Below are 4661 nucleotides of genomic sequence, written 5' to 3' on the forward strand. Positions count from 1 at the left end.
CTTGATATATTTGGCGGTGATCTGCGCTTGACCTGTCCAGGCCTTGCGGCGTTTGCCGACAGCCACCTTGTAGCGGATCGCCTGATTGCCGCGCAGTACCAGATAAAGCCGCTTTTCAGAGTTTTTGATGACGATTGTGCCTGGTCGGAACCGGTGATCGGCAAACCCTACCAGCTCCGCAGCTTCAGTCGGAACCAAAGACACACTGAAAAAGAAGACCGCCAGAACGGGTATCGTCAGACGGATAAAGGGCTTCAGACGCATAACTTCCCCTTGGATTTTGCCGGTAAGAATACAGCGCCTATCCTCTTGAAAGAACGGGCAGCGCCCTAATTTCTTACCAAAAGGTTAATGCGCATATGCAGTCATTGCAGACCCGTTCGGAGAGATCGCGCAGTGCCGCGTCCGACATTTTCAAGGCACTCGCCTGTTTGTGTGCCGTCTTCGAGAGTTTGTGATCTGAAATTAGTACCAATCAGTATTAAAACACTACAGATAATGGAGACCACAGCCCCGCTTCCGAAAAACAGGTGGTCCGGAGGGAGGATTCCAAATGAAGAATGCGCAATTTCCCAGAAACATTACCGAACTTAAGTTCTTGGTAGCACTGGTCTTTCTTGCCAGCATTGGCTCGCTTTTCACCGGAACCTTGTCCGCGAATGCCGGTCCTATCACTGGAACCTACACTCTCACTCCTGCTTATGTTGATACCGGTTTTACAGTTCGGGTTCTCGGAGGCCGACCGGTCAAGGGAGCTTTCCGAAAGATCTCCGGAAAAATGATCCTTGACCAGCGCAGACCGGAAAAGAGCCGCGTCAACGTGAAAGTCGATCTCAGGAGTGTTGAAACAAACAACGGCAGGGTCACCGGTTTTTTGAAAAGTTCCGCGATGTTCGACGTCGCCAACCACCCGGTTGCCGAATTTCGGAGCACCCGGATCCGCATCACCGGGCAATATACAGCTGATGTCGACGGCGTACTTACTCTGCGCGGGCAAAGAAAGCGCACCAAACTATCGGTCAAGTTCACAGACACAACCACGCGAGGCCGTGTGGCTTTTGAAGTTTCAGGAGGGTTTTTCAGAAGTCTTTACGGCATGGAGGCCGGATTGCCGATTTATGCCGACAAGGTGAATCTGATAATCAGTGGAACCGGGAGACGGGGATGATCACATCCGGTGCGGCTCACCATCGCGCCACTCAAACCAGACATAGTCCGGTATGTTGCTGTCGCCGTTTTCGTCAAACGTCAAAGTGCCCAGAACCGTCTCGAATGAGCCTTCGCTCAACGCCTTGGCAACGTCTTCAGACGCAATGCTAGCAGCCGTCTCTGCCGCCTGAGCCCAGGCCTGAATGGCCGCGTAGGTCGTCAATGCATACCGGTCAGCGGGTTTTCCGCCGTCTTCAAGAACCGCCACGACTGTCTGAGCCGCCGACATCTCTCTTGGAACGGCCGGGTAAGTGAACAATGTCCCCCCGCCTGAAGGTCCGGCGACAACCCAATAATCCTCACTCATCACGGCATCCCCGGAGACCAGCACGGCGTTGAGACCCTGCCGATCCATTTCCAGCTTTATCTGGCCGGCTTCGGGGTGATATCCCCCCAGATAAACGACATCGATATTCTCCAGCTTCAATTGCGAAACAAGACTGCGGAAATTGTCCTCTCCAGCATCAAACCCGCGAGAAATACTCTCTGTTTTACCAAGGTCATTCATCACCGTTTTGACCGCGTCAGTCAGGCCTTTGCCATAGGCTGTCTTGTCATGAAGGATTGCAATCCTGCCTGTGCTGTAGGCCTCAGCCAAAAAACGCCCCGCAACCTTGCTTTGCGCATCATCGCGCGGCGCCAATCGAAAAATGCCGCGCCCGGGCCGTTCATCGGTAAATTTCGGCAAGGTCGTAGCAGGAGAAATCTGGATTATTCCGGCATTGGAATAGACTTCGCTGGCCGGTATCGAGGCGCTGAAACAAAAATGTCCGGCAACAAACGCCACTTCTTTGCCTATCAACTGATTGGCAACTGCAACCGCCTGGTCCGCGCTGCAGGCATCATCAGCAATTTCAAGAACAAGCTGTTCGCCGTTCACGCCGCCTTTGGCGTTGATATCTTCAACGGCCTGTTCGGCCCCGGCACGCATCTGTTCGCCGAACTGGCTGAACTGCCCCTTCATCGGACCGGCAATGGCAATCAGAATTTCCGCCAAAGCGCTGCCCGGAAAAAGGCTACACGCAACAAGGGTTATGCCGGCGGCAAGACGCTGATAGGACATCCGTTTCCTTAGAGTTTCCAATTGGCATTGCCTTACCCCTACCGCGCGTTGCCGCAGAGCTCAATCAGATGATACGAAAAAGGCGATCCGTGGCGGATTTCCAAGTCCCGGAATTCGAGCAAATTTACGGCCAGCTTCGTTTCGACCTTAGGTCAAACCCTCTTGAAATGGATTGCAACGGGCAGCAAAGGGCGACCCGCCGCAAGGAAAACCGCGAAAAGCAGGTCTCCTGTCCGATTGAGCTCTTTGACGTGACAAATCAAGACCGTTTTGCGTCCTTGCAGGACAGGGTGAAAACTCCCGGTAACTTCAATGCGAAACTCTGAAAGTCAGAAGACTTCCTGCAATTTCTCGCCTCGTAGCGCGAAAAAAATCGTTCATTCAATTGCTGTCTATATTAAGAGGGTATGATCTAGGCCGTGTGGACGAATAAACTCCGTCATTCGATCACTCGCGCGAATCCCGGCCCTGCGCCCTTGGAGCAGTATAAATGTCATCACCCAAGTCCGATCCTGCTGACCAGAACAGATTGACTCTGGACACGCAAAGTTTCCGGGAGGCCATGAGCCGGATCGCCGCGGCTGTCCATGTGGTGACTACGGATGGTCCCGGTGGTCGTATGGGCGCAACGGTTTCGGCAGCGTGTTCAGTCAGCGACGATCCAGCCAGCATTCTGATCTGCCTGAACAGACAGACCCGGATGCACGGTGCCGTCCTGGAAAATCGTCGGTTTTGTCTCAATACTTTGAGTGACGATCACGAAGAAATTTCAGATGCCTTTGCTGGCCGCCATAACCTGGAAATGCCGGACAGATTCGCCAAGGGAGAATGGACCAACCTCGCCACAGGTTGCCCGGCACTGGACAGTGCACGGCTCAGCGTTGATTGCGAAGTTCATTCCGTGACCGAAATGGGCACTCATTCGATCATCGTCGGAACCGTTGCCGATCTACGCATGACCGGTCCGGGCAAGTCGCTGCTTTATGTCCGCCGGGGATATAAAAGTCTCGACACGTAAGCGACTTGGGACCAAACTGGACCTCTCGATTTTTATTTATTCGGAACGACACCGCAATGCTCGGCCCACGCAACCTGATCACCGATGTCCCCGGTTTGAAGGTCGGAAACTCTTCCGACCAGGAGCTGAAATCCGGTGCAACCGTCCTTGTTCCCGATGAAGCCGCCGTAACCTCTGTGGCAATTCATGGCGGCGCTCCGGGAACCCGGGAAATTGCACTCCTGGAACCGGAACAGACCGTTGAAAAGATTGACGCGATCGTTCTGGCCGGTGGCTCCGCTTTCGGTCTTGATGCCGGGGCTGGCGTTCAAGGCCGGCTGGCGGAACTTGGATATGGCTTTGAAGTCGGTCCTGTCAGGGTCCCGATCGTACCCACGGCCATCCTCTTTGACCTTCTGAACGGAGGTGACAAGAGCTGGGGCCAGGCCGCACCCTATCGCGATCTTGGACGCTCGGCCCTGGATGCCATTTCTTATGATTTTGCGCTCGGTTCGGTTGGCGCTGGTACAGGCGCAACGACCGCCAACCTTAAAGGGGGGCTCGGTTCGGCCTCACAAGTCCTGGACAATGGTGTCACGGTCGGCGCGATTGTTGCCGTCAATGCGCTCGGCCGTGCGACCGTAGGCGACACGGAACACTTCTGGGCGTCGCCTTTCGAAGTCGGCGAAGAATTCGGCGGTCGCGGAATGGCTCATCCCTTCCCTCAGGACGGGACGAGCGTTCGAACCAAACTGGACGCTTTGAAAGCCGGTGCCAACACTACAATCGCTGCAGTGGCAACGGATGCCATCTTGACGAAAGGCGAAGCCAAACGACTTGCCGTAATGGCACATGACGGCCTTGCCCGCGCTCTTTGGCCGGCACACACACCGCTTGACGGCGACCTGGTGTTTGCTCTTTCAACCGGTCAACGCAGATTGGAAAGCGGCCTGGAGGATATGGTTCAGCTGGGTGCAGCTGCAGCATCCTGCCTGGCGCGTGCAATTGCCCGAGGCATTTACAGCGCCTCCCCCGCACCCGGTGATCCGGTTCCGACCTGGCAAGAGAAATTCGGTTCTTAAAAAAGAAATCCGCGAGAGTACCTAAACCGTAATCAGTGCAAATCCTTTCAGGAAAGGCTTGCACTAAGATGGTTCGTATCTGGAAAATCCTGCTGCTGGCCCTTTCATTTACTGCGATGACGAGCGCATCTTCAGCGTTTGCCGTCGAATTGAGCCTTGAAAACTTCTTTCGTGGAAAAACTGTCGGCAAGGGTGTCTTTGAAAGCCGGATCGCAGGCGTCTACAGGCCTTTCACGGTCTATCTGCAAGGTACCTGGAACTCAAAAACCTTTACACTTCGCCTGCGTGAGGACTTTGTTTACGAGGACGG

5 protein-coding genes and 1 pseudogene are annotated in these 4661 nt (G+C 54.5%); 4 read left to right on the forward strand and 2 right to left on the reverse strand.

Features of this window, described 5'->3' with window-relative positions; all coding sequences use genetic code 11:
• Positions 1-264: pseudogene (locus K5905_RS27940) on the reverse strand (L,D-transpeptidase); the annotation flags it as partial.
• 289 nt (positions 265-553) lie between these two features.
• Between K5905_RS27940 and K5905_RS27945 the strand changes: the two are divergent.
• The gene (locus K5905_RS27945) at positions 554-1168 is read left to right on the forward strand and encodes a YceI family protein (protein WP_297590480.1); all 615 of its coding nucleotides are present in this window, start codon (positions 554-556) and stop codon (positions 1166-1168) included.
• Here K5905_RS27945 and K5905_RS27950 read toward each other — a convergent pair whose 3' ends face one another.
• Entirely contained in the window at positions 1169-2272 is a 1104-nt protein-coding gene (locus K5905_RS27950) for a branched-chain amino acid ABC transporter substrate-binding protein (protein WP_297590482.1), read from the reverse strand.
• Between the two features lie 490 nt (positions 2273-2762).
• Between K5905_RS27950 and K5905_RS27955 the strand changes: the two genes are divergently transcribed.
• The 3 genes from K5905_RS27955 to K5905_RS27965 all read left to right on the forward strand — a co-directional run.
• A complete protein-coding gene (locus K5905_RS27955) occupies positions 2763-3290 on the forward strand; it encodes a flavin reductase (RefSeq protein ID WP_297590484.1) in 528 nt (175 codons plus the stop codon).
• A 56-nt stretch (positions 3291-3346) separates the two neighbouring features.
• Positions 3347-4351 carry a P1 family peptidase gene (locus tag K5905_RS27960; protein WP_297590485.1) on the forward strand — a complete coding sequence of 335 codons (1005 nt, stop codon included), beginning with the start codon at positions 3347-3349 and terminating at the stop codon, positions 4349-4351.
• Between the two features lie 68 nt (positions 4352-4419).
• Positions 4420-4661 (forward strand): DUF3833 family protein (locus K5905_RS27965; RefSeq protein ID WP_297590487.1); only part of this gene is annotated, 242 nt, incomplete at its 3' end.

Source organism: Roseibium sp. (genome assembly GCF_025698965.1).
Classification (GTDB): Bacteria; Pseudomonadota; Alphaproteobacteria; order Rhizobiales; family Stappiaceae; genus Roseibium.